Origin of the sequence: Streptomyces sp. NPDC015130 (assembly GCF_043080005.1) — a bacterium.
Lineage (GTDB): Bacteria > Actinomycetota > Actinomycetes > Streptomycetales > Streptomycetaceae > Streptomyces.
Genome location: NZ_JBIBVC010000004.1, coordinates 348,383 through 367,889, shown reverse-complemented (window position 1 = coordinate 367,889; position 19,507 = coordinate 348,383). Strand labels below are relative to the sequence as shown.

At 69.8% G+C, this 19,507-nt stretch carries 20 protein-coding genes and 1 pseudogene; 17 read left to right on the top strand and 4 right to left on the bottom strand.

Going from position 1 to position 19,507, the window contains the following annotated elements; all coding sequences use genetic code 11:
• Nucleotides 1-31 precede the first annotated feature (31 nt).
• Nucleotides 32-1,429 carry a PQQ-binding-like beta-propeller repeat protein gene (locus tag ACF08F_RS10290; RefSeq protein ID WP_392298081.1) on the top strand — a complete coding sequence of 466 codons (1,398 nt, stop codon included), beginning with the start codon at nt 32-34 and terminating at the stop codon, nt 1,427-1,429.
• Between the two features lie 214 nt (nt 1,430-1,643).
• Here ACF08F_RS10290 and ACF08F_RS10285 read toward each other — a convergent pair whose 3' ends face one another.
• Complete coding sequence (locus tag ACF08F_RS10285) at nt 1,644-2,531, bottom strand: PhzF family phenazine biosynthesis protein (protein ID WP_392298080.1); 888 nt, start codon at nt 2,529-2,531, stop codon at nt 1,644-1,646.
• 371 nt (nt 2,532-2,902) lie between these two features.
• Between ACF08F_RS10285 and ACF08F_RS10280 the strand changes: the two genes are divergently transcribed.
• The 9 genes from ACF08F_RS10280 to ACF08F_RS10240 all read left to right on the top strand — a co-directional run bounded on the left by ACF08F_RS10280 (nt 2,903) and on the right by ACF08F_RS10240 (nt 12,468).
• Nucleotides 2,903-3,382 (top strand): HPP family protein, encoded by a 480-nt coding sequence (locus tag ACF08F_RS10280; RefSeq protein ID WP_392298079.1) that lies wholly within the window; start codon nt 2,903-2,905, stop codon nt 3,380-3,382.
• A 58-nt stretch (nt 3,383-3,440) separates the two neighbouring features.
• Nucleotides 3,441-4,079: an HD domain-containing protein gene (locus ACF08F_RS10275; RefSeq protein WP_392298078.1), complete on the top strand. Its 639-nt coding sequence runs from the start codon at nt 3,441-3,443 to the stop codon at nt 4,077-4,079.
• Nucleotides 4,080-4,129: 50 nt separating this feature from the next.
• Nucleotides 4,130-5,653, top strand: coding sequence for a vanadium-dependent haloperoxidase (locus tag ACF08F_RS10270; RefSeq protein WP_392298077.1), 1,524 nt, complete (start codon nt 4,130-4,132; stop codon nt 5,651-5,653).
• Nucleotides 5,653-6,072 (top strand): cupin domain-containing protein, encoded by a 420-nt coding sequence (locus ACF08F_RS10265; protein WP_392298076.1) that lies wholly within the window; start codon nt 5,653-5,655, stop codon nt 6,070-6,072. The genes ACF08F_RS10270 and ACF08F_RS10265 overlap by 1 nt, the downstream gene beginning before the upstream one ends.
• A gap of 107 nt (nt 6,073-6,179) precedes the next feature.
• Nucleotides 6,180-6,656: a cobalamin B12-binding domain-containing protein gene (locus ACF08F_RS10260; protein ID WP_392298075.1), complete on the top strand. Its 477-nt coding sequence runs from the start codon at nt 6,180-6,182 to the stop codon at nt 6,654-6,656.
• Nucleotides 6,653-7,945, top strand: coding sequence for a methylaspartate mutase (locus ACF08F_RS10255; RefSeq protein ID WP_392298074.1), 1,293 nt, complete (start codon nt 6,653-6,655; stop codon nt 7,943-7,945). Before ACF08F_RS10260 ends, ACF08F_RS10255 begins: the two co-directional genes overlap by 4 nt.
• A gap of 2 nt (nt 7,946-7,947) precedes the next feature.
• Nucleotides 7,948-9,798 carry an FAD/NAD(P)-binding protein gene (locus tag ACF08F_RS10250; protein ID WP_392298260.1) on the top strand — a complete coding sequence of 617 codons (1,851 nt, stop codon included), beginning with the start codon at nt 7,948-7,950 and terminating at the stop codon, nt 9,796-9,798.
• Nucleotides 9,795-11,474 (top strand): AMP-binding protein, encoded by a 1,680-nt coding sequence (locus ACF08F_RS10245; protein ID WP_392298073.1) that lies wholly within the window; start codon nt 9,795-9,797, stop codon nt 11,472-11,474. The genes ACF08F_RS10250 and ACF08F_RS10245 overlap by 4 nt, the downstream gene beginning before the upstream one ends.
• A 52-nt stretch (nt 11,475-11,526) precedes the next feature.
• Nucleotides 11,527-12,468, top strand: a complete 942-nt coding sequence (locus ACF08F_RS10240; protein ID WP_392298072.1) for a LysR family transcriptional regulator — start codon at nt 11,527-11,529, stop codon at nt 12,466-12,468.
• Here ACF08F_RS10240 and ACF08F_RS10235 read toward each other — a convergent pair.
• On the bottom strand, nt 12,368-12,943 hold the full coding sequence (locus ACF08F_RS10235) for an anti-sigma factor (protein ID WP_392298071.1): 576 nt from the start codon (nt 12,941-12,943) through the stop codon (nt 12,368-12,370). The genes ACF08F_RS10240 and ACF08F_RS10235 overlap by 101 nt on opposite strands.
• Nucleotides 12,944-12,975: 32 nt before the next feature.
• Here ACF08F_RS10235 and ACF08F_RS10230 point away from each other — a divergent pair.
• Nucleotides 12,976-13,248: pseudogene (locus tag ACF08F_RS10230) on the top strand (hypothetical protein); the annotation flags it as partial.
• Nucleotides 13,249-13,434: 186 nt separating this feature from the next.
• Here ACF08F_RS10230 and ACF08F_RS10225 read toward each other — a convergent pair.
• The gene (locus ACF08F_RS10225; protein ID WP_392298070.1) at nt 13,435-14,073 is read right to left on the bottom strand and encodes a fasciclin domain-containing protein; all 639 of its coding nucleotides are present in this window, start codon (nt 14,071-14,073) and stop codon (nt 13,435-13,437) included.
• A 376-nt stretch (nt 14,074-14,449) separates the two neighbouring features.
• Between ACF08F_RS10225 and ACF08F_RS10220 the strand changes: the two genes are divergently transcribed.
• Entirely contained in the window at nt 14,450-15,079 is a 630-nt protein-coding gene (locus tag ACF08F_RS10220; RefSeq protein WP_392298069.1) for a carbonic anhydrase, read from the top strand.
• Between the two features lie 155 nt (nt 15,080-15,234).
• Here the strand turns inward: ACF08F_RS10220 and ACF08F_RS10215 are convergent, their stop codons facing one another.
• The gene (locus ACF08F_RS10215) at nt 15,235-15,567 is read right to left on the bottom strand and encodes a MarR family transcriptional regulator (RefSeq protein WP_392298068.1); all 333 of its coding nucleotides are present in this window, start codon (nt 15,565-15,567) and stop codon (nt 15,235-15,237) included.
• Nucleotides 15,568-15,759: 192 nt separating this feature from the next.
• On the opposite strand from ACF08F_RS10215, the gene ACF08F_RS10210 reads away from it, so the two are divergent.
• The 5 genes from ACF08F_RS10210 to ACF08F_RS10190 all read left to right on the top strand — a co-directional run bounded on the left by ACF08F_RS10210 (nt 15,760) and on the right by ACF08F_RS10190 (nt 19,329).
• Nucleotides 15,760-16,071 (top strand): STAS domain-containing protein, encoded by a 312-nt coding sequence (locus ACF08F_RS10210; protein ID WP_392298067.1) that lies wholly within the window; start codon nt 15,760-15,762, stop codon nt 16,069-16,071.
• A gap of 51 nt (nt 16,072-16,122) precedes the next feature.
• Nucleotides 16,123-16,734, top strand: coding sequence for a hypothetical protein (locus tag ACF08F_RS10205; protein ID WP_392298066.1), 612 nt, complete (start codon nt 16,123-16,125; stop codon nt 16,732-16,734).
• Nucleotides 16,735-16,930: 196 nt separating this feature from the next.
• Nucleotides 16,931-17,923, top strand: a complete 993-nt coding sequence (locus tag ACF08F_RS10200) for a DUF1996 domain-containing protein (protein WP_392298065.1) — start codon at nt 16,931-16,933, stop codon at nt 17,921-17,923.
• Between the two features lie 84 nt (nt 17,924-18,007).
• Complete coding sequence (locus ACF08F_RS10195; protein WP_392298064.1) at nt 18,008-18,592, top strand: sigma-70 family RNA polymerase sigma factor; 585 nt, start codon at nt 18,008-18,010, stop codon at nt 18,590-18,592.
• A complete protein-coding gene (locus ACF08F_RS10190; protein ID WP_392298063.1) occupies nt 18,589-19,329 on the top strand; it encodes a zf-HC2 domain-containing protein in 741 nt (246 codons plus the stop codon). Before ACF08F_RS10195 ends, ACF08F_RS10190 begins: the two co-directional genes overlap by 4 nt.
• The last annotated feature ends 178 nt before the right edge of the window (nt 19,330-19,507 follow it).

Here is a 19,507-nt window from a genome sequence, read left to right as displayed (position 1 = left end):
ATCATGATCAAAGTAAGGTGTCCCGTCGAGCATGATCAATCAAGAGGGAAAACGGGGCAAGAAGTTGAATCGCATACGTACGACGGTGGCGCTCGGTCTGGCGCTGTCCGCGGGTCTCGTGACCGGGTGCTCCGGAGGGGCGGACGCCGACCCCAAGGCCGGCGGCAAGGAGACCGGGAAGGTCACGGAGTCCTCGCCCGCGGCGCCGAAGGCCCCGGTCTACCAGGGCAAGCCGGTTCCCGGGCTGGCCGCGCAGCCGGCCTGGAGCCTCACGAGTGACGAGGCGGGGGACTGCGCGGGCAAGGCCTCCGAGGAGGACATGGGGCAGCGCGACGTCTGCACGGTCGGGGACGCCGTCATCGTGACCGACCAACGCGACTTGCCGTCGGGCACCAGCACCTTCACCGCCCGGCTGCTCGACGCCAAGAGCGGCAAGCTGCGCAAGAAGTTCGACTTCGCCTTCCCCAAGACGAGCAACGGGTACTCGTCCTCCCCGACGGTGGCCCTCGCGCAGGTGGGCGAGTGGCGGGACGGCTCGCCGGCCCTGCTGATCCGCAACCGCGTCGACACGCCGGCGAGCGGCCTGAAGAAGGCCTCGACCCAGACCGTGCTGACCATGTACGCGCCGTCCGGCGAGAAGCTGGGGAGCTCCTCCTTCGACGAGGACACCCACATGACCACCCCGGTCCGGAACGGCTACCTCGTGGACGCCGGCCTCTCCCAGGGCTCCAAGTTCATTCCGATCGGTGACGGGGAGACCCTCTCCAGCGAGGCCACGCACATCGACCTGAAGGGGTCGGTCGGCTCCGGTCTCGGCTACTTCTCGGAGCAGGACATCTCCTTCCAGCCCTCCGCCGAGTGGCTGACCGCCAAGGACGTCCGCACCGGCAAGAAGGCGTGGAACACCAAGGACCTCGCGCCGCCGGCCGCCATCGCCAAGCTGGTCACCCCGGACAAGGCGACCAGTGCGCGGCTGATGCCGTACCGGGGCGACAAGGCCCTCCTCGAATGGTCCTCGTACGGCGATTCCGAAGCGGTCATGACGCTGATCGACGTCCCGAGCGGCCGCCGGCTCGCCGAGGGGCCGGTCATCGACACCAACGGCACCATCGATGACGACGCCCTCGCCGTCTCCGCGGACGGCAAGACCGCCGTGGTGCAGTACGGCGAGGGCGCGGTCGCCTGGAACACGGAGACCGGCAAGGAGCTGTGGCGCCAGGCCGCGGACGAGGTGACCATCATGCCGCGCGCGCTCCCGGGCAACGGCGTCCTCTACGCGTACCTGGACGGCGCCGGAGCCGCGCTCGGCGCCGACGACAAGAAGCTGCTGGCCTCCGGGATCCAGGAGATGCCGCAGTTCACGACGAACGGGTACGCCACCATCCGCACCCCCGAGGGCCTCTTCGTCTTCGCCGCCCAGCCCGTCTGACGGACGCCCGCTCCCGGTTCGGAGGGCCGGGAGGGGCCGGCTGCGCAGGGCGACGTTCGTGCCGCCTGCCAGCCGGCCCATGGCATCCCCCGGCGGGTGCCTCTCGGGGACACGGACGGTGGGACGGTTGCCCGAACGGTTCGGCCCGTGGAAGACCGTGTGTGAGGCGAGGTCACGCCACGGCGCTCCGGTCCGCGAGGGCCTGTCCTCTGGATCAGGCCGGGATGCGGGTCCCTGCGCCGCCGACCCTGACCCGCCGGTCGCCCGCCCGCAGTTCCACCGTCAGGACGCCGGGGCGTCCCATGTCCTCCCCTTGGTGGAGGGTGAGGACCGTCGCCTCGGGCACGAGTCCGAGCTCACGGGCGTACGCGCCGAAGGCGGCGGCCGCCGCTCCGGTCGCCGGGTCCTCGACCACGCCGCCCACCGGGAACGGGGCACGGACGTGGAAGACGTCCGCGGAGGCGCGCCAGACCAGCTCCAGCGTCGTCAGGTCGAGCCGGTGCATGAGGGCTTCCAGGCGGGCGAAGTCGTACGCCAGGTCGGCCAGGCGCTCTCGGCTCGCGGCGGCGAGGACCAGATGACGGGCGCCCGCGAAGGCGATGCGGGGAGGCAGGGCGGGATCGAGGTCGCCGGCCGGCCAGTCGAGCGCCGCGAGTGCCTCTGCCAGGTCATCGGCCGCGACCTCCTCGACGTGCGGCTCGACGCTCGTGAGCGTGGCCCGCAGCACCCCGCCCTCACGCGTCACGGTGACCGGCACGGTCCCGGCCTGCGTGGTGAACACCAGGTCGCCGGGACCGATGCGCTCGCCGAGGGCCACGGCCGTCGCGACGGTGGCGTGACCGCAGAAGGGCACTTCCGCCTTGGGGCTGAAGTAGCGGATGGTGTACGCGCGCCCGGCTTCCGACCCGCCGGAGCCCGCTCCCTCTGACGGCGCTGTCAGGAACGCGCTCTCGCTGTAGCCGACTTCGGCAGCGATCGCCAGCATCTCCTCGTCGCCGAGCCCCGAGGCGTCGAGAACGATGCCGGCGGGATTTCCTCCCTCGGGATCCTCGGAGAAGGCGGTGTAACGCAGGACTTCGGGGGTCTCCCGTATGTCGTTCATGTCGGGGCAACGCCGAAGATCCCCGCGTTGGTTCCCCAGGTGGGGACCGTCTCTGCGCTCCGCTCCGCGGTCACGATCTCCCGTCGGCCATGACGGAGACGGAGCGGGCGGGCGGGCGGCCGCTGTTGCCGGTCCCGGTCTACTGGGAAGCACGGGGGGCAGCCCGATGACCGCCGTCAGCGTCGGATGTTCGACGGCTGTGACGAAGCGAACCATAGGTGATCGCGACCCCCGCCATAGAGATCTTTCAGGGGTCGGTGGGCTTATGGGCCCCATGTACGGACGTATTTGAGCTAGGAGTTGCTCGCGAATTAGCGTTCCCATGTCCGGTTGAAAGACACACCGACATACGAAAGGTGGTATCTGTCCCTGTGAGTAAGGCACCACCCAGGGCCTCATGGAACGTCATCGCCTCCGCCACCGCAGCGGCGGTCATCGGGCTGGTCGTCCTGGTCGCAGTAGGCAAGGCCACCGGGCAGGTCCTGCTGATCCCGCCGCTCGCGGCCAGCGCAGCACTCGTCTACGGGGCACCCGCCCTCCCGCTCGCCCAGCCGCGCAGTGTCGTGGGTGGTCAGCTCCTTTCAGCCGTCACCGGGTTCGTGGTCCTCGCGGTAGCGGGAAGTTCCGTCTGGTCCGCGGCCATCGCCGGCGGTCTCGCGCTCGGCGTGATGATGATCGCCCGCACCCCGCACTCCCCCGCCGCCGCCACCGCCGTCATCGTGGCCGCGACAGCGCCGGACGCGCTGGTGTTCCTCCCGTTGCTCGCGCTCGCGTCGGTCATCCTCGTCGCCGTCGGCGCCGCGGCGGGCCGGGTCAAGGCCCAGGCGGCCTACCCCGCCTACTGGTGGTAGAGCCCACCCCCCTTTGTTCACCCCATCGCCCGTGCAGGGCAGAAACCGAGGTACCCCCATGCCTGAAACCATCGCCGGAATCACCCTCCCCGACAGCCAGATCGCCAAGGAGGCGACCGAGCTGATCCGCGAGGCCACCGACGACCTGATCTACCACCACTCCCGCCGCGTGTTCATCTGGGGTGCGATCCAGGGAGGCCGCCGCGGCCTCGTCTTCGACGCCGAACTCCTCTACGTCGGCGCCATGTTCCACGACCTCGGCCTGACGGAGCCCTACCGCGACAACGGCACCCGGTTCGAGATCGACGGGGCCGACGAGGCCCGCAGGTTCCTTCTCTCCCACGGCATCGACGAGGACAAGGCCCGCTTGGTGTGGGAGGGCATCGCCCTGCACACCACCCCCGAGATCCCCTCCCTCATGGCCCCCGAAGTCGCCCTGGTCACCGCCGGCGTCGAACTCGACGTCCTGGGCATCGGCTACCACGACGTGTCGGACGAGGTCCGCGCCGCCGTCACGGCCGCCCACCCCCGCCCGGACTTCAAGCGCCAGATCCTCCAGGCCTTCAACGACGGCATCACCCGTCGCCCGGCCACCACCTTCGGCAATGTCAAGGCCGACGTCCTGGAGCGCTTCACCGACGGCTACGTGCGGCCCAACTTCGTTCAGGTCATCGAGAACTCCGCCTGGCCCGAGTAACCCCTCCCGCCCAGCCCCCATCACGCGCCAACTCTGAGGACACGGACACCTTGAGCACCAAGCACCGCCGCACATCCACCGCCCGCATCCGCTGGAGCGTCGGCATCGCCGCCGCCGTCGCCCTGACGACCGGCGCGGTCACCCTGACCGCCAACGCCCATCCTGCGCCCCCCGCCACGGTCGATCCGTCGGCGACGGCCGAAGGCAGCAACGTCGTCATCGAGTGGAACAAGGCGATGGCCGGCGCCCTGAGCACCGCGCAGGCCGGGAAGATGCACCCCACCTCCCCGCCCGTCGGCGCCCGCGCCTTCGCCGTCATCCACATGGCCATGTACGACGCCTGGGCCGCGTACGACAGCAAGGCCGTGGGTACCCAGTACGGCGCGGACCTGCGCCGACCGCCGGCCGAACGCACCGCCGCCAACAAGCAGGCCGCGATCAGCTACGCCGCCCACCGTGTTCTGACGGACTTCTTCCCCGAGCAGAGGGCGACGTTCGACAGGAAGCTGACCGACCTCGGCTACAGCACCGCCTACGCCGACGACCCCCAGGCCGGATCGGCGCAGGACATAGCCCTCAAGGCCGCCGACGCGGTCATCGAGGACCGCGCCGACGACGGCAGCAACCAGAAGGCCGACCCGGCGTACAAGGTCCCCGCCGGCTACTACACACCGGTCAACCCGCCGCAGGAGATCGCGAAGTTCGACAAGGACGCCCTGAAGTACCCCGACCGGTGGGCGCCGCTCAAGACGCCCGACGGCATGGTCCACAACTTCCTGACCCCGCAGTTCGCCACCGGGAAGCCGTACGCGGTCAAGGACATCAAAACCTACCTGTCCCCGAAGCCGCCCAAGTACGGCAGCCTGGCGGCCAGTAGGGCCATTGCCGAGCAGATGAAGGTCAACGCGGGCCTCACCGAACGCCAGAAGGCCATCGCCGAGCACTGGCAGTACCCCGGTTCCACCTCCTCCTCCATCCCGCAGGAGTGGGCCGCGTTCGTCTCCCAGCGCGACGGGCACACCCTGGACGAGGACGTGAAGATGTTCTTCGCCCTCAACCTCGCCGAGGGCGACGAGTCCGTCGTCGACTGGATGACGAAGGTCACCCACGACTACGCCCGCCCGATCACGATGATCCGCTACGCCATGGCAGGCAAGGACATCAGGGGCTGGGCCGGCCCCGGCAAGGGCACCCGGACCATCAAGGGCGAGACCTGGACCCCGTACCTGAAGACCCCGGCGTTCGCCGCCTACGGCTCCGGCCACACCGGCTTCACCGCCGTCGCCGCCGAGACCCTCAAGCTCTACACCGGCTCCGACCGCTACGGGAACACCGGCGTCATCAAGGCCGGCTCTTCCAAGATCGAGCCCGGTATGCCGTCCAAGGACGTCCGGCTGAAGTGGAACACCTTCTCCGAAGCGGCCAAGGAAGTCGGCGACTCCCGCATCTACGGCGGAGCCCACTGGCAGTTCGACCACGACTCCGCCGACGAACAGGGCCGCGACCTCGCCAAGGACGTGTGGAAGGTCTCCCTGTCCTACTTCGACGGAACCCACACCAAGGAGCAGCAGTAATGGCCGCAGAGGCAGTGAAGTACATCAAGAACGTCTTCCGCTCCGGATTCGAGCTGAAGGACATCGACTGGACCGCGTGGTCCGAGCCCGGCCGGATCGGCGTCGACCACCACGTCCTGTGGGCACCTGACGAGGCGACCGGCGAGGACTCGGTCGGCCTGCTGCTGCGCTTCCCGCCGACCGCCCACGGCGATTTCCACGAGCACCTGGGCTACGAGCTGATGCTCGTCCTGGACGGCCAGCTCGACCACAGCGACGGCGTGTCCTACTTCAAGGGAGACCTCGTCGTCGAAGGCCCCGGCACCGAGCACCGCATGTCGTCCGGCTCCGGCTGCACCGTGCTCGCCATCCGGACCCGTCCGGCCAGTCCCCGTGAGCCGAAGAAGCCGATCCGAGAGGTCGTCTCCGCCGCGTCCTGACGGGACGAAGGGCTGTGCTCCGGGTCGCACCCCGGGGCACAGCCCCTTCTGTTGCGCGCCACACCCCACCCACACCACCCACACCATGACGAGTGGAAGCACGGAGCATGACTTTTCCTGCGCCCGCACAGGCTATCCATCCCGACCGGGAACCGAAACGGCGTGTCCTGGTCTCCTCCACCTCATCCGATTCCCACACCTGGAATCTGGTGTTCCTCCAGATCCTCCTCGAGGACATGGGACACGAGGTCATCAACATCGGCTCCTGCGTCCCCGATGACCTGCTGATCGAACAAGCCCGCCGCCACAGGCCGGACATGGTCGTCATCTCCAGCGTCAACGGTCACGGCGCCCTCGACGGAAGACGGCTCATCACCCGTATGCGCACCCTTGTCGACCTCGCGGAACTTCCGGTCGTCATCGGCGGCAAGCTCGACATCAAGGCCGGGGAAGGCGGCCAGGCCGGCCCTGAGCTGATGGACGCCGGGTTCACCGCCGTCTTCGAGGACGTCCAGGGCATCGACGCCTTTCGGAACTACCTCGCCCTGACCGGCCGGCGGCGTGAGCTGGAGGCCACCGGATGAGCGGCGAACACGTCGCGCCGCTGTTCGGTGATGCCGTCGCCCAGGCCGCGCGCAAGGGCCGCCTGGTCGTGCAGCCGCGCATGGGGATGCCCACCGTCTCCGAGATGCGGCAGGGGCTGTACGCGGTCTCCCGGGCCGGCGCGACGACGGTGGGGACGATCACCCTCGACAGCTACACCCGTGTCGGTGACCACGCCTCCGCTCGTAAGGCACTGGACGAGGGCAGCGACCTCAACGGGTTCCCGATCGTCGCGCACGGCGCGGGCGTCACCCGGGCCATGCTCGCCGACCTGGACGCGCCGGGGTTCGCGATCCAGGTACGCCACGGGTCGCCGCTGCCGGTCGGAATCGTCCAGGGGCTCATCGACGCCGGGCTGAACGCCACCGAGGGCGGACCGGTCTCCTACTGCCTGCCCTACAGTCGCACCCCCCTCGCACAAGCACACGACGCCTGGGCGAGAAGCTGCGAACTCCTCGCCGAGAACGTCCCCGGCGCGCACCTGGAGAGCTTCGGCGGCTGCATGCTGGGACAGCTCTGCCCCCCGAGCCTCCTCATCGCGATCTCCCTGCTCGAAGGGATCTTCTTCCGCCGGCACGGGATCACCAGCATCTCCCTGTCCTACGCGCAGCAGACCCACCTCGACCAGGACGCCGAAGCCATCGCCGCCCTGCGCCGCCTGGCCGCCGAGTTCCTGGACGGCACGCAATGGCACGTCGTCCTCTACACCTACATGGGTGTCTTCCCCCAGACCCACGGCGGGGCCCTCGACCTGCTGCGTGCCTCGGCGCGGCTGGCGAGGTCCACCGGTGTCGAGCGGATGATCGTCAAAACCCCCGCAGAAGCGCACCGCATCCCGACCGTCGCGGACAACATCGAGGCCCTGGAAACCGCATCCGAGGCATCACAGGAGCCGTCGCTGGTGTTCGGGCCCCCGCAGGAGGGCCTGTACGAGGAGGCCCGCGCGCTGGTCGAAGCGGTCCTGGAGCTCTCCGACGACGTCGGCCGAGGACTGCTGACGGCGTTCAAGCGCGGCTATCTCGACGTGCCGTACTGCCTGCACGCCGACAACGCCCAGAGGACCCGGGCCTACATCGCCCCCGACGGCCGCCTGAAGTGGCTGACCACGGGATCGATGCCCATCTCCGTGGAGCGCCCGGCCTCCAGGCAGCGGCTGACCGCCGACGGGTTCCTGGCGATGCTCGGAAACGTCCAGCGCCGCTACGACGCCCCGCACCTCGAAACCGGCCGCAGCCTCGCCCTCACCTCCGCAGAAAAGGACGCCTCGTGACCATGCAGCCCCTGACTCTGGCCGTCATCGGCACCGGCCCGCGCGGCATCTCCGTCCTCGAACGCCTCGCCGTCCGCCTCGCCGAGTCCCCGCCCGACAGGCCGGTGCGCATCCACGCCATCGACGACACCGAGATCGGCGCCGGGCGGATCTGGCGTACCAGCCAGGACGACTGGTACACGATGAACACCGTCGCCGGGCAGATCACCATGTACTCCGGCACCCCCGACGAAGGACCGTGGCGCCCCGGGGCCGGCCCCGCGCTGGACGAGTGGTCACTCAGCCGTGGAGACATCCTCTCGCTGGGTTCGGACGACTACGCCACGCGCCGCACCTACGGTCACTACCTGCGCGACGTCTACCGCAGCATCGAACAGCACCTCCCCGAGGGGGTGGAGCTGGTGTCCACCCGCACCCGCGTGAAGTCCCTCGCCGCCCGCCCGGCCGGAGGCTGGTTCGTCGAGGTCGACCGCTCCCCGTACGTGATCGCCGCCGACCATGTCCTGCTGGCCACCGGGCACCCCAAGAACCTTCCCGACCCGTTCGAACGCCGGATGATCGACTTCTGTGCCCGCAACGCGTACGGCCCGCACTACGAGTCCGGGGACTCCGCGGCCGACATGGACCTCGGCGAACGCGCCATCCCGGCCGGCTCCACGGTCGCCGTCCGCGGACTCGGCCTGTCGTTCTACGACGTCATGCTGTCCCTGACCATCGGGCGCGGCGGCACGTTCAAGACCGACGGCGACCGCATGACCTACATCCCCTCGGGCCGGGAGCCGTACATCGTCGCCGGATCACGCTCCGGCCTGCCCATCCCCGCCCGGGGCGTCAACCAGAAGCGGCCTGACCACACCCACAAGGCCCGCCACCTCACCAAGCAGGCCGTCGCGGCCGCCCGCGTCCGGCGTCGGGAGTCGACCGGCAACGACCAGCTGTCCTTCACCGAGGACGTCTGGCCACTGCTGATGCGCGAGGTCGACCAGGTCTACCAGGACACCCACCGTGCTCAGGGCGGTGCCGGAACGCTCCCCGAGCTCGACCTGCACAAGCTGGCCCGCCCGTTCGCGGGCAAGACGTTCTCCAGCCCCGGTCACTTCCGCACCCACCTGCTGCAGACGATGCGCGCCGACCTGGACGACGCCGGCCTCGGCAACGCCCGAGGGCCGTTGAAGGCAGCCCTCGACGTCCTGCGGGACATCCGTAACGTCGTACGGGAAGCCGTCGACTACAACGGGCTCCTCCCGGCCTCCCACGAGGAGGACTTCAACCGCCAGTTCCTGCCCGTCAACTCCCTGCTGTCCGCAGGGCCCCCGGCGGAACGCGTCGAACAGCTCTACGCCCTGATCGAGGCCGGCCAGGTCGACATCATCGGCCCGGCGACCGAGTTCACCGAGGACGACGCCAAGGGCCTGTTCAAGATCTCCTCCCCGCAGGTCCGCGGAGCCGTCAAGTGGGCCGCAGCCCTGATCGACGCCCGCATCCCCACCCCCGACCTGCATCGCGACACCTCGGAGCTGACGTTCTCCCTCATCTCGACGGGCGTCGTCTCCGAGTTCTTCCGCACGGGACCTGGCACCGCGCCTCCCGTTCCGACCGGCGGACTGAACGTCACCCACGCGCCCTTCCACGTCATCGGCGCAGACGGGGAGGTCCACGCCGACCTGTACGCGCTGGGCATCCCCACCGAGCACACCCGCTGGTTCACCCAGGTCGGCTCCGGCAAGCCCGGCCTGAACACCCTGTTCAAGCAGGACGCCGATGCCATCGCCGAGTGCATGCTCGCCGCCCTCGACGACGACAGCGAGATCTCCGTCCGCCGATCCGCCTCCATGATGGGAAGCATCCGATGAGGAGCCCCTGCGCCACCCGGGCGTTCCGCACCGTCCGCGACGTGCTCCTGGAGCACCGCGACGACCTCGATGCCGCGCGGGAGAAGTTCGCCTGGCCTCAGGTCCCTCGCTTCAACTGGGCATTGGACTGGTTCGACGTCATCGCCCGCGACAACGACCGAACCGCCCTCCATCTGATCGGGACCGTCACCGACGACGCCATCAGCTACCGCCGCCTCGCCCAGCGCTCCGACCAGGTCGCGAACTGGCTCACCGAGCACGGCGTGGCCCGCGGCGACCGCGTCCTGATCGCCCTGCACAACCTGCTGCCCCTGTGGGAGGTGATGATCGCCGCCATCAAGATCAGCGCGATCATCGTCCCCACCTACCCCACCGCCTCTCCCGCGGAGCTCAAGGACCGGATCGAACGCGCCGGCGTCAGCCACGTCGTCACCTCCGCCGAGCTCGCCCCCAGGTTCGCAGGAATCGCCGACCACCTCACCGGGATCTGCACGGACGGCCCCGTTCCCGACGGCTGGCTCGACTACTCCACCTCCTACGAGGCACCGCGCGAGCCCTACGAACCGGTCCATCACACCGGCGCCGACGACCCCCTCTTCTGCTACTTCACCTCCGGCACGACCTCCCGGCCCAAGATGGTGATCCACACCCACACCAGCTACCCCGTCGGCCACCTGTCCGGCATGTACTGGAACGGGGTCCAGCCCGGAGACCGGCACCTCAACATCGCCGCACCAGGCTGGGCCAAGCACGCGTGGAGTTCCTTCTTCGTCCCCTTCAACGCCGAAGCCACCGCTGTCGCCTTCTCCCAGCCCAGGACCGAGCCCCACGGCATCCTGCGCGCCCTGCGCCGGCACGACATCACCAGCTTCTGCGCACCGCCCACCGTGTGGCGGGCCATGTTCGCCCACGGCCTCGGAGACCCGCCCGGCCGCCTCACCTCCGCGACCTCCGCCGGAGAGCCCCTCGACACCTATCTTGTCGACGCCGTCCGTGACTCCTGGGGCATCACCCTCAGGAACGGCTACGGGCAGACCGAGACCACCTGCCAGATCGGCGTCCCCCCGGGCCGGGAGGGCAAGCCCGGCAGCATGGGATGGCCCATGCCCGGCTACCGGACCGCCGTCCTGAACACCGCCACCGGCAACCCGGTCCGCGAGGACGAGCCCGGGGAGCTGTGCCTGGACCTGTCCGACATGTCGGCCGGAGTCATGGCCGGCTACCACGACGACGGCAAGCGGACCGCCCGCGCATTCGCCGGCGGCATCTACCGCACCGGCGACATCGTCACCCGGGGCGAAGACGGCGCCCTCTACTACTCGGGGCGCGACGACGACATGTTCAAGTCGTTCGACCACCGTATCTCCCCCCTGGAGCTGGAGACCGCGGCCCTGACCCACCCCGCCGTGGCCGCCGCTGCCGTCGTCCCCGAACCCGACCCGATCGGCATGTTCATCCCCAAGGCGCACATCGTGCTGGCCCCCGGATGGGACGCGACCGAGGTCACCGCCCGCCGGATCCTCACCCACGTCTCCGAGAAACTCCCGGACGAGAAGATGATCAAGGCCGTAGAGTTCACCGAGGAACTCCCGCTGACCGCATCGGGGAAGATCCAGCGAAGCGTTCTACGCAACGGGCACCACGAGAGCACCAGGGAGACCTGGACTGTCGAATAGGAACGGCCCGTGGCGGCCCTCTCCGCTCTGCGGATGCCGCCACGGGCTCAGCATGGACCACGCCGCGCGGCGCGCCATGCGCAATCCGGCACGGGGGCCGGATCTCATGCAACTCACCTGGCTGCAAACCTTCATGGCTGTGTACCAGACCGGGTCCTTCACCAAGGCGGCACGCCACCTCGGCGTGACGCAGCCGACCGTCACCCAGCAAATCCGCAACCTTGAGCAGGAGTTCGGACGCCCACTGTTCGAACGGACCGCCAAGGGAGCCCTTCCCACCCCCAGCGGGTCCGTCTTAGCCCGCGACGTGCAGACGTCGCTCAAGGGCCTGAACTCCGCGGTCCACCGCCATTTCGGCCACGCCGACGAGGAGCGCCCCATCCGCATCGGAGCGACCGCCGAACTCACGGCCGCCCGCGTCGTTCCCGCCATCTCCAGCCTGGTGTCCGGCGGCCTGGGAATCCGGCTGTCCATCGGCGCCAGCCACGAGCTCCTCCCGCAGCTCGAAGAGGGCTTCCTCGACCTGGTCGTCTCCACCTTCCGCCCCTCACGGCGAGGACTGGAGACCACACCCCTGGCCGACGAAGAGCTCATCCTCGTCGCCTCACCCGAAGTCGTCGAAGACTTCTTCCCCACCGGCGTCGACCGGCACAGCATCCTCAAGGCACCGATGATCGCCTACGCCGACACGATGCCCCTGATCCGCCTCTACTGGCAGACCGTGTTCAACAGCGAACCGGACTGCCCCGTCACCGCCGTCATCCCCGACCTGCGCGGCATCCTCGCCGCCGTCATCTCCTCCGCCGGCATCTCCGTGCTACCCAAGTGCCTGTGCTCCGCAGCCCTGGCGTCCGGCGCCGTCACCATCCTCATCGAACCCGAGATACCGCCCATCAACACCCTCTACCTCGCCGTCCATCCAGGGTCGCTGTCCGACTACCGCCTCTCCCAGGTCCACAGCACCCTCCTGAAGAACGCCCGCAACTGGAGCTGATCGGCACGACCACTGCCCGGGGCCGGCGGCTTTGCCGGACCCGGGCAGTGGGCTCCGACCCCAGGAAGTGCCTGCAGGCGGGCAGCGCCATGAGGAGCAGCGGGGTGGTGGTGGGCTGGGGTGAGCCTCCGGTCGGTTCGAGGGTGCGGCCGACGGCGGTGGCGTCGGCGGGGTCGCCGTGGAGGGGGACGGTGCCGTCGGAGTGGATGAACCCGGCGGGCTGCATGGTGCCGTCCTGGTCGAGCCATAGTTGGTAGGTCTTGCCCTGTGCCGGGGTGGGCAGACCGGTCGCGGTGAAGACGGCCTGGTTCTGGCGGTCGGAGCTGACGACCGTGGTGAGGGCACCGTTGGTGGCACGGCCGTGGGCGGTGCGGGCGTCCGGTGCGGCCAGGACGGTGCTGACGTCGTCCAGCTGCGGGGGGTCCTGAGCGGTGGCGGACGCGAGGCGGGCGGCGGTGGCCGCGTACTCGGCCACGTCCCTGCGGCAGTCCTCGCAGTGCGGGAGGTGTGCGGCGAAGTCGTCCCGCTCGATCCGGCGGCGTACCTGATCCGAAGAGGCGTTCCTTCCCGGCCGGCGGCATCCCGCTGGACAAAGTCTCCTTGGCCGGCACCTGGACCGCCGGGTACGAGCACTTCACCGCGGGCCCCGACGCTCGCCTGGCCCTCAGCCACCGGGCGCAGAACACCAACCTCGTTCTCGCCGGCGAAGGCACCGTCACCGTTCTCGTCGACGGCGAACCCACACGGACCGTCGCGGTCCACGGCACGCCGACGCTGTACCGGCTCACCGACCACGAGACCGCCCGCGCATCCCGCCTCGAGCTCCGCCTCACCCCCGGTCCAAAGCCTTCGCCTTCACGTTCGGCCGACCACGCCGCGCTCCGCCGGCCGACCGCCCCACCATGTGAGAAGGGCGGTGCATCACCGGTACGGCCGGTGGTGCACCGCCCTTCGGCGGTTCCGGGACTACTTGGGCATGAGGACCGTGTCGACGATGTAGACGGTGGCGTTGGCGGTGGGCACGTTGCCGCAGACGACCTTGGACGAGTCGTTGACGGTGTACTCCTCGCCCGACCCCTCGGTGGTGAGCATGCCCTTCTGAAGGGTCTCGAAGGAGCCGTTCTCCAGCTGCTCCGGCGTGAGCTTCTCTCCGACGACGTGGTACGTGAGGATCTTCGTCAGCTGCTCCTTGTCGGCGAGGACCTTGTCGAGGTCGGCCTTGGGGATCTTGGCGAAGGCGTCGTTGGTCGGCGCGAAGACGGTGATGTTCTCGGCCTTGTTGAGGGTGTCGACCAGGCCGGCCTGCTTGACCGCGGCAACCAGGGTCGACAGGGCCGGGTTGTTGGAGGCGGCGGTGGCCACGGGGTCCTTGGCCATGCCGTCGAACGAACCGGCACCCTCCTTCGGCACACCGGCACAGGCCGGCCCGAACGGGCCGTCGGCCGCCATCGCCTCCGAGGACTGTGCCGCGGGCGGCGCCGCCTGGGACGGGGCCTCGCCCGAGGACGACTCGCTGCCGGAACCGGAGCAGGCGGCGAGGCCGAACGACAGGGTGGCCGCGGCGGCGACGGCCACCGCGGAACGACGCAAGCGCAGAGGGTTCATGGGGTGCTCTCCTGGACATGTCGTGTGGGTGCTGCAGACTGCGGAGAACATCCGGCGGCGACCACGTCCGGCACGCGGAAGTACCCGGTGCCGCAGAGGCGTCGCGTCGGTGCTCATAGCCACTGTTCGGAGCGGAACCCGTCCTGGATTGGCCTCGACTCACGGTGACCGGGGCCGAGCCTCGTCATCTCCTCGGAGCATGGCCGGCAGCGCGTGACGCCACGCAGGCCCGTCGGGCAGGCTCGCGGTCGCCACCGGGTGCGGTCGGGGTCGGAAGCCGGGGCGGGCGGTCGCGGTCGAGGACTTCACCCGACCGTGACGCACGCCATGGGGTATCCACTGAGGCAGGCCCGGCAGTCGGACATAAGGTAGCCGCATGCCTAGAACCTCTCCTGCCGTGGCACTTGACGCCCTGCTCGCCGGTAACACGCGCTTCGTGTCGGGTGGGCCGCAGCATCCCAACCAGGACGCCGCCCGCCGTGCCGAGCTCGCTCCGGGCCAGGATCCGTTCGCCGTGATCCTCGGATGCTCCGACTCGCGGCTGGCCGCTGAGATCATCTTCGACCAGGGGCTCGGCGACCTGTTCGTCGTACGGACCGCAGGCCACGTCCTGGGGACGGAGGTCCTGGGGAGCGTCGAGTACGCGACGAGCGTGCTCGGGGCGAGGCTGGTCGTCGTGCTCGGCCACGACTCCTGCGGCGCCGTCGCGGCCGCCAGTGCCGCCGTGGAGGACGGCCTTTCCGTCGGCGGATTCGTCCGTGACGTGGTCGAGCGGGTGACGCCGAGCATCCTTGCCGCCCGAGCCGCCGGACTGACGGACGCCGCCGACATCATCGACGAGCACATCCGGCACACCGTGGATCTGATACTCGAACGGTCCCGGCTTCTCTCCGATCAGGTCGCGGCGGGCGAGGTAGCCGTGGTCGGCCTCGGCTACGCGCTGACCAAGGGCAACGCCCGGATCGTGACCACTCGTGGCGATGTGCGCACCGATACGGCCACCTGACCGGATGTGAGGTCAGCTCCACCTGTCCGGACCGTGGCCGGTCCGTGAACCGCGTGAACTCGGACCGGCCACTGCGGGGCAGGGGCGGTTCGGATCACAGCGATGGCCACGTGGCTGTGATCCGTTACCGCGAGCCGCACTCGAACCAGGGGCCGCTATCCGGCCCTGTCGGCTTCCGCCGCGCCCTGCGGTTCGGCCAGGAGCTCGAGAAGTCCGGCGATCTGATGGCCTGCCTCGGCAGGATGACGGAAGTGAGAGCCGCGCACGATGCCGTAGCGGTTGCGGCGGCCGTCCTCCGCGCGGGTACGAGTGAGGTAGCCGGCTTCTTCGAGGTCGGTGACGATGGCCTGCACCGTCCGCTCGGTCACCCCGCAGCTCGACGCGATGTCGCGGAGCCGCACGCCTGGGTCACGCGAGATCGCCAGCAGCACCCGGGCGTGACTCGTGAGGAAGGTCCACTCTGAGCGAGCATCCCTCGTTTCACTCATACAGGCATCGTGCACCCGGAGAGAGCACCCCCGCAATAACTACCAGACATGAACTTCAGGTAATTATTGACATGTAACTCTACGAAGCAGACAATTTGAGCATACGGCCGCCTCGATCCAGGAGGCCTCATGACTCCCACACCCGAAGCTCCCCGCCTCCCTCCCGTGCGACGTGGCGAAGGAGACGGAGGTGTGACGATCTCGATGAGGCCGATTGCAGGCGGCACCTTCGTCAGCGTGCACGGAGAACTCGACATCGAGAGTGCGACGCGCCTGCGAACAGCACTCATGGAGGCCTTGGAAACCTGCGAGGACGGCGGCGGACTCACCCTTGACCTGTCCGAGGTCGCCTTCTGCGACTCCACCGGCCTGAACGCGCTGCTCCGCGCCCGCCTGCGGGCCCACAGTGAGCACCGCTCCCTGACGATCACCGCCGCCAGCCCGCAAGTGGCCCGCCTGCTGGAGATGACCGGGGCCGCACGGCTCTTCGCCGTCACGTCGTAACCGTTCGAAACGCAGATGCCGGCCGGCATCGACGCGTGGCAGGGTGCTCACATGTCCAACGGCGTCTCCTATCCCGTCTTCCGCACGTCCGACCCGGCAGCGGCTCTCGCCACGGGGCGCCGGCTCCTCGCGCTGGGCGCGCGCGAGTATGCCCAGGTATCGGTGGATGTGGAGCTCTGCACCGTCGCGGAGGTGCTGGAAGTGCGTCGGTTGCTGCCGGACGCCTGGTTCCGCACGGAGAGCGAAGAGTTTTGGGCGAGGCACTTCGATGATGCACAGGCGGGCTTGCGGTGCGACTGGCACGCGGCCGAGCTTTCCGAGGATCCCGATGACCTCCTTGCCCTGCTCCCGCTCTGGGCGTCGATGGTGGACCAACCGGTCGGTAGCGCCGAGGACGCCTTCACCGCCTTGGTAGGGGCGAGATACGGTTCGATCCGCTGGGACCAGGTGATCTGGCCGGCGGTGCCGGAGCACGGGTACGACGGGCGGGTCGAACACGACGGGGTCACCCTGGTCTTCAACTGCGACGATCCTGGAACCGACCGGCAAGTCGGGACCCACACTGTCTGCGTCGACGTCCACAAGACCGGGGACTCGCAGAGCTACGCCGACTGGCTGGCCGAGCAGATCGGCCAGGCGGTCATCGGCCCGCCGTACGATTGAGACCCGTTCGAAAGTGCTGCTCACAGCCGTTCCGCATGCTGGTGGGCCCGGCAGAGGCCGAGTCGACTGAGCACTGACGGGCCCGGCCTCGTACGGGGGTCCCCCACGCCGAGCAGGCCGTACGGTTCGCCACCTGCCCAGCAGCGTGTCGGGTCGTGGTTGACGGGGGCGGCGGCGAGCAGCGAACGTGGCCGGCATGGGGAGAGAACGCCGGATGTCGATGCTGCTCGTCTGCCTGGTCCTGGCGGGTGTGCTCGCCGCATGCGCCCTGAGCACGGCGCGCACCGGCGGACCGCACGTGGCACCGTCCGCCGGGCCGGCGCCCGAGGACTACGTCGACCTCCGGACCGTGGCGCCCGCCCCGTCCGCGCCTCGGCCTGGTCCGGACGGCTCCGGCGGCAGTTTCACCGTCGACTGCGGGCGGAACGAGGAAGGGCACTACAACCAGGACAACCTGGTCGTCTCACCCGGTCTGCGGGGCGGCGCCCACCACACCCACGCGTACGTGGGGAACCTGTCCACCGACGCCACCTCCACGGACCGGAGCCTGGCGGCCGCGCCCACGACCTGCCGGGGCGGGGACCGCTCCACGTACTACTGGCCGGTACTGCGCCGCACCGACCGGCCCGCGACCGAGCCGCGCGAGACGGCCGCCGGACACGGAAACGCCGGCCGGATCCTCCAGCCCCTCAAAGTACGACTGGAGTTCCGCGGTAACCCGGCCGGCAAGGTCGTGGCGATGCCCCGCTTCCTGCGCGCACTCACCGGCGACGCCGTGGCCTTCACCGCGCGCACCGACGAGGCGGTGCGGGCGCGGTGGGGCTGTTCGAGCCTCCCCGACCGGTCCACCACGCGCTATCCGCGCTGCCCCGAGGGCGACCGGCTCACCCGTACGCTCGTCTTCCCGAGCTGCTGGAACGGGCTCGACGAGCGCGCAGCCGGCCAGACCCATCTGGGGTTCCCCGCGGCCAACGGCGTCTGCCCCGGAAACACCTTCGCCGTGCCCGAGCTGCGGATCGGCCTGGAATACGACGCACTCCCCGACGGCGTACCGATCGCCCTGGACTCCTTCCCCGAGCAGCGTCACAGCCCCAGGACCGATCACGCCATGTTCGTGAACGTGATGACCGAGAGCCGGATGACACAGCTCGTCGACTGCCTCAACGACGGTCGCCACTGCCGCACTTGAGAAGTGTGACGCAGGTCACGTGAACCGTTCGGTCCGGGGCCTCGTGTGGGTCACGACACAGGCGACTTCGGACGGAGCGGGGAGATGGCCGGACCACTGTGGCCCCGTAGCAGGCGGGGCTCCACCGACGAGGCATTGATCAGGGGGGTGTACGAGGAACACGGCAACGCCCTGCTCGCGTACGCGACACGGCTGACGGGCGACCGGGCCACGGCCGAGGACGTCGTCCAGGAGACCCTGATCCGGGCCTGGCGCCACGCCGACGCCCTGGTGAACGGGAAAGGATCGGTGCGCGGCTGGCTGCTCACGGTGGCCCGCAACATCATCACCGACCGGTACCGCGCCAAGGCCGCGCGGCCGACCGAGATCGCCGAGTCCCCGGCGACGCCGCCGCTGGAGGACGACCACGCGGAGGCGGTCGTGGACACGATGAGCATGCTCGGCGCGCTCGACCGGCTGACGCCGGAACACCGTGACGTGCTCACGGAGCTGTACTACCGCGAGCGCAGCGTCGCCGAGACGGCCGACGTTCTCGGCATCCCGGCCGGGACGGTGAAATCCCGCTCGCACTACGCGCTGAAGGCGTTGCGCGCGTCGTTCCATGAACATGAGACCGATCAGCCGGGCGTGCCGGAGCACCGGTCCGGACTGAGGGAGGTGGTGGCATGAACCGGCAGCAGCACGAGGAGGAGGTCCTGCTCGGCCCGTACGCGCTCGGAGTGCTCGACGAGGCCGACGTCCGTTACGTCGAGACACACCTGGCCCAGTGCTCGACGTGCCGGGAGGAGCTGGCCGCGCTGCACGAGCTGGAGACGGCGCTCGGCGACGTACCGCCCGAGGCGTTCCTCGACGGGCCGCCCCAGGGCGGAGAACTGATGCTCCAGCGCACGCTGAGGCAGATGCGGAACGAACGCGCGGGAGGGCAACGGCGGCGCGCGGCCCTGGCCGGCCTGGCGGCGGCCGCGGCGCTGGCCGGGGTCTTCTGGGCCGGAACGGTCACCGGGAACGGCGGCGCGCCGGTCGCGGCGCCACCCTCTCCCCCGCCGACGGCCACGAGCACCGCGACACCGGCGCCCCCGCCGCCGGGCACAAGGGTGGCCTCGGCCACAGACCCGGCGAGCGGGACGCGGATGACGGTACGGGTCACCCCGGCGGCCGCCTGGGTTCGCGTGCACGCGGCGGTGACAGGGCTGCCGCCCGGCGAGCGCTGCACGCTCGTCGTGGTCGGGCGCGACGGCAGCCGGACCACCGCGGGCAGCTGGGTCGTGGGGGGCGGTGAGCACCCGGGCGAGGGCAAGGGCGCGTCGCTGGACGGATCGGCGGCGGTCGACCCCGAGGACGTGCGGGAGATCGTGGTCGAGAACGAGGAGGGCAAACGGTTCGTGACCGTACCCCTGACTGCGTGATCCCTGCCCCTCCGTCCGTGCGTGGCGGTTCGCACGCGAACGCCGGCCGGTCCTGACATCCAGGCCCGGCCGGCGTTCGCGTGCGTCCCCCGAGAAAATTCTCCGGGATTCGTTGAACCCACCCCCTGACGGGCCACGTGTCTCCGATGCCAGCAGATACCAATGAAGTATCCGAACA

What these genes read in the sequence shown, in the direction of transcription:
- ACF08F_RS10290 (WP_392298081.1), top strand. Translation starts at nt 32, where the DNA reads ATGATCAATCAAGAGGGAAAACGGGGCAAGAAGTTGAATCGCATACGT.
- ACF08F_RS10285 (WP_392298080.1), bottom strand. Translation starts at nt 2,531, where the DNA reads ATGAACGACATACGGGAGACCCCCGAAGTCCTGCGTTACACCGCCTTC.
- ACF08F_RS10275 (WP_392298078.1), top strand. Translation starts at nt 3,441, where the DNA reads ATGCCTGAAACCATCGCCGGAATCACCCTCCCCGACAGCCAGATCGCC.
- ACF08F_RS10265 (WP_392298076.1), top strand. Translation starts at nt 5,653, where the DNA reads ATGGCCGCAGAGGCAGTGAAGTACATCAAGAACGTCTTCCGCTCCGGA.
- ACF08F_RS10260 (WP_392298075.1), top strand. Translation starts at nt 6,180, where the DNA reads ATGACTTTTCCTGCGCCCGCACAGGCTATCCATCCCGACCGGGAACCG.
- ACF08F_RS10255 (WP_392298074.1), top strand. Translation starts at nt 6,653, where the DNA reads ATGAGCGGCGAACACGTCGCGCCGCTGTTCGGTGATGCCGTCGCCCAG.
- ACF08F_RS10250 (WP_392298260.1), top strand. Translation starts at nt 7,948, where the DNA reads ATGCAGCCCCTGACTCTGGCCGTCATCGGCACCGGCCCGCGCGGCATC.
- ACF08F_RS10245 (WP_392298073.1), top strand. Translation starts at nt 9,795, where the DNA reads ATGAGGAGCCCCTGCGCCACCCGGGCGTTCCGCACCGTCCGCGACGTG.
- ACF08F_RS10240 (WP_392298072.1), top strand. Translation starts at nt 11,527, where the DNA reads ATGGACCACGCCGCGCGGCGCGCCATGCGCAATCCGGCACGGGGGCCG.
- ACF08F_RS10225 (WP_392298070.1), bottom strand. Translation starts at nt 14,073, where the DNA reads ATGAACCCTCTGCGCTTGCGTCGTTCCGCGGTGGCCGTCGCCGCCGCG.
- ACF08F_RS10220 (WP_392298069.1), top strand. Translation starts at nt 14,450, where the DNA reads ATGCCTAGAACCTCTCCTGCCGTGGCACTTGACGCCCTGCTCGCCGGT.
- ACF08F_RS10215 (WP_392298068.1), bottom strand. Translation starts at nt 15,567, where the DNA reads ATGAGTGAAACGAGGGATGCTCGCTCAGAGTGGACCTTCCTCACGAGT.
- ACF08F_RS10205 (WP_392298066.1), top strand. Translation starts at nt 16,123, where the DNA reads ATGTCCAACGGCGTCTCCTATCCCGTCTTCCGCACGTCCGACCCGGCA.
- ACF08F_RS10200 (WP_392298065.1), top strand. Translation starts at nt 16,931, where the DNA reads ATGGGGAGAGAACGCCGGATGTCGATGCTGCTCGTCTGCCTGGTCCTG.
- ACF08F_RS10195 (WP_392298064.1), top strand. Translation starts at nt 18,008, where the DNA reads ATGGCCGGACCACTGTGGCCCCGTAGCAGGCGGGGCTCCACCGACGAG.
- ACF08F_RS10190 (WP_392298063.1), top strand. Translation starts at nt 18,589, where the DNA reads ATGAACCGGCAGCAGCACGAGGAGGAGGTCCTGCTCGGCCCGTACGCG.